This window comes from Cyanobacteriota bacterium (assembly GCA_025054735.1).
GTDB lineage: Bacteria > Cyanobacteriota > Cyanobacteriia > SKYG9 > SKYG9 > SKYG9.
In genome coordinates, this window is record JANWZG010000388.1 from 1 (window position 1) to 3728 (window position 3728).

Sequence of the window (3728 nt, forward strand, 5' to 3'; positions counted from 1 at the left end):
TCAAGACTCGAAGCTTAGACTTGTAAGCACGGTAGAGCACGCCAGTGCTGACTCTACACATCGACGATCGCCATCTACAGGCTTCCCTAACCATCATCCACTGCTTAACCGTCAGCGCCGTATTATGCACCAACGAGCGTGGCAACGGTTTCTCTGTAGTTTTGCTGCCGGAGTTTTAGCCACAGGCATTGGTGTGCCCTTGCTGGTTGGTATCATTTATCTATTGGAACATCGTTAGCCCATGTTGGCCGTCGATCAAGCAGCCACGATTGTTGAAAACCTTGTTCAACCACTATCAGCAGCGAATCCTAGCCATACTGACGTTGTGGCATTGATCCACGCCTACGATCGTATCCTAGCAGCTCCTATAGTCAGCCCAGTAGACTTCCCCCATTGGGATAATTCTGCCATGGATGGCTATGCTGTACAGTTTGCTGATGTTCATGGCTGCACTACAGAGCAACCCGTCACCCTTACAGTAGTAGAAGAGATTCCGGCTGGACAATCACCTCGCTATGTCTTGCAATCGGGGCAAGCAGCCCGCATATTAACAGGAGCCATGATGCCTGTTGGTGCAGATACAGTGGTCATGCAGGAGCAAACGCGCCGCAATGGTGCTACTGTTACTATCCTAGCTGCCCCTCCAGCACCAGGAACCTTTGTCCGTCGTCGGGGTGACTTTTGCCGTGCTGGCGATCGCCTTCTACCCGCAGGAGTTATCCTGAGGGCACCTGATTTGGCCATGCTCGCTGCTGCCCAATGTTCCCAAGTGACCGTTTACCGCAAACCTCGTGTTGCTATTCTTTCTACAGGTAGTGAGCTGGCTCCCCTAGGGCAATCCTTACAGCCTGGACAGATTGTAGACTCTAATCAAGTTGCTCTAGCGGCCCTAGTCACTCAGTCGGGTGGAATTCCTATTAACTTAGGCATTGTGCCCGATAGTCCTGATGCTCTCAAAGAGGCGATCGCCCGTGCTCTAACCCAAGCTGATCTAATTGTGTCTTCTGGAGGTGTTTCCGTCGGCGATTACGATTATGTTGAGCAAATCTTGCTGGAATTAGGTGCTACTCTCCATGTCCAAGCAGTTGCCATCAAACCTGGCAAGCCGTTGACCGTGGCCAGTTTTGCATCTGTGGATGAAACTGTAGCACCCTCTAGACTCATATACTTTGGTCTACCTGGTAATCCAGTGTCTGCGTTAGTTACGTTTTGGCGGTTTGTGCAACCAGCTCTACGCAAGCTAAGTGGGCTTGCCCAGGGTTGGCAGCCTCAGTTTGTTGCAGCTACAACTTTAGAGCCACTGCGATCGGATGGCAAACGCGAAACCTACCTGTGGGGACGGACAGACATCGCTGATGGAGGCTATCAGTTTCATCTAGCAGGGGGTAGCCATAATTCTGGAAATTTAATCAACTTGGCTCAAGTCAGTGCACTAGCGATTTTACCTATAGGACAACGTGAAGTTGCTGCAGGCGATAGAGTTCGCATTATGCTGGTGTAGGCTTGCGGCTAGAGGCAACACAAAAGATCCCTGACTTCTTAAAAGCAGCCAGGGATACGTGTCTCGCAATGATTTAACCGACCAGCTATCAGGCTAGAGTTGATCCAGTTGGTTTTTTAGAGCTTCTAACTCAGCATCAACGATCGCGTCTTGGGGGGCTGCGCTGGGTTGACTCGCAGCAGGCAGTGAACCAGCCGGTGCGCTACCAGCGAGCTGAGCCTTCATAGCTGCCAACTCATCATCCACATTACTACCAGACTCTAGACGGGCAAATTGGCTCTCCAGGTCAATACCCCCCAGTTCAGCAATGCCCTGGGAGCGGGCTTCCAATTCCAAGACCTTCTCTTCCATACGCTCAAAGGCAGCCATAGCACTACTAGTGTTAGTGAGGCTGCCAATGGAACTCTGAAGTTGCTCCTGAGCCTTTGCAGCTTGTGCCCTTGCCTTCAGCATGTTCTTCTTGGCTTTAGCCTCAGAGATTTTGCCCTCTAATGCCATCAAGCTGCGGCGTAGGGTCTCGACTTGGGCAGTTTGTTGATCAAGCTGGGCCTTCATAGTAGCCGCTACATCGGTTTGAGTTTTCTTGCGGCTCAGGGCTTCACGGGCAAGGTTTTCATCGCCCTTTTGCAGAGCAAGCTGTGCCCGCTGGTGCCAGGTATTTGCCTCGGATTGTGCTTGGGTATATTGCTGTTCCGTCCGTTTTTGGCTAGCGATCGCCTTGGCAACCGCCTGACGTAACTGCACCAGATCCTCGGTCATGTCAATCACGGCTTGTTCCAGAACCTTTTCTGGATCTTCAGCCTTACTAACTAGATCGTTGACGTTGGCTCTAACGACGCGGCTAATTCGATCGAATAGTCCCATAACGCAATAGTCCTTGTGAAAGTTGTCGGAAGATATGCGGCTTAGCTGTTACTCAGCAGTTGGTTGACAATAACGACGATCGCTGATAAGTGACCTAAAGTCATGACCATTGCTAACCTGTAAACAGTAGCAGACTGCTAGCTATACCCCAACAGTTTGCCACAGTTTATGGAGAAGTGGCTGCAATAACGCTCCTCTTTCAGAATTAAATCAACCGGAGATGAGGATATTCCGTTAACAAGTCGTCGGCACTTAAGGTGTCATTAGCAGCCTGGGGAGTCCACAACACTTCAAGTGCCATCAGTTGATCGGCAGCGATCGCACCCAACTGATTCACAGCTTGCCGCAACTCCTCAGCGTTAGTAACCTTTGGTAAACTAAACTTACCCTGAACACCTACAAGGATTGTAACCACAATGTAGTCTCCTGCCGCATGGGTAGCATCTTCAGGGAAGGCACGATTAGCCACACCTGTCAGCACTGGGGTTGATGCAGACCAGCTAGATTGCTGTCCGCCGACATTAGATAAGGTTTCCTGCGTAAAGCGACTGCGCTCCGCCAGTGCTAGACGGTTGAACTGAGTTTCTGCCGCTACTAGGCCGATCGTCTGCGATTCTGTGTAGGCATAGGCCCAATATTCTGGATGACGTAGGAGGGCCAAAGTAGTCTCCTGCAAGACCTTAGTCAACCCTGCTGATGAGTTGGTATTAGCTGTCATAGCAATGCGATCCAGGTCAGCTTTAAGGGTACGGGCACCTGCTAGCAGACCAATCTGTAGCTGAGCAACCGTTGCTTGCGAGCTACCACCTAAAATGCCCTCACCAGATTCGGAGTCACTTGTAACCCGACGTAGAGTTTGCACTAAAAAGCCAGCCACAGCCATTACCATCAAAATGGTAAATAGCCCCCCAAAGCCACCACCGACAGTAACAAAGGGCATAGGCATAAAGAAGAACGGGTTAATGCCGCCGCCAGAATAGGGTACGCTATAAACCCTAGTGCTGGGAGCACGATAGCTGCGAGATGGGGCAGAGTAACTGCGGCTAGGTGCCCTAAAGGAGCCACCCCCAATTCGGCCACCACTAGACGCTGCTAGTGCGCCATCAGCATGGCCAAAGACGATCGCAACTACTAGCGCAATTGCAACAAGTGGCTTCATCAATGATTTCAGCATAGACAATGCTCGTTGATATGCCATAACCGAATATAACCAAACTCAACGCCAATAGAACTCAATAGCAAGATCTCAAATGTAATCTTTAAAACAGTGTTGTCAGCATGGCAAAGGATGAGACAAGTAATCGGCAGAACCTACGCTTGGCCTCAGAGAACAATACTCCTGCTGGCTAGACTTAAGCTGTCG

At 50.6% G+C, this 3728-nt stretch carries 4 protein-coding genes; 2 read left to right on the forward strand and 2 right to left on the reverse strand.

What is annotated here, in order from left to right; all coding sequences use genetic code 11:
* Positions 1–238 (forward strand): hypothetical protein (locus NZ772_15505; protein ID MCS6814962.1); only part of this gene is annotated, 238 nt, incomplete at its 5' end.
* Between the two features lie 3 nt (positions 239–241).
* The gene (locus NZ772_15510) at positions 242–1501 is read left to right on the forward strand and encodes a molybdopterin molybdotransferase MoeA (protein ID MCS6814963.1); all 1260 of its coding nucleotides are present in this window, start codon (positions 242–244) and stop codon (positions 1499–1501) included.
* A gap of 93 nt (positions 1502–1594) precedes the next feature.
* Here NZ772_15510 and NZ772_15515 read toward each other — a convergent pair whose 3' ends face one another.
* Entirely contained in the window at positions 1595–2365 is a 771-nt protein-coding gene (locus NZ772_15515) for a PspA/IM30 family protein (protein MCS6814964.1), read from the reverse strand.
* A gap of 205 nt (positions 2366–2570) precedes the next feature.
* Positions 2571–3563: a DUF1517 domain-containing protein gene (locus NZ772_15520; GenBank protein MCS6814965.1), complete on the reverse strand. Its 993-nt coding sequence runs from the start codon at positions 3561–3563 to the stop codon at positions 2571–2573.
* Positions 3564–3728 lie beyond the last annotated feature (165 nt).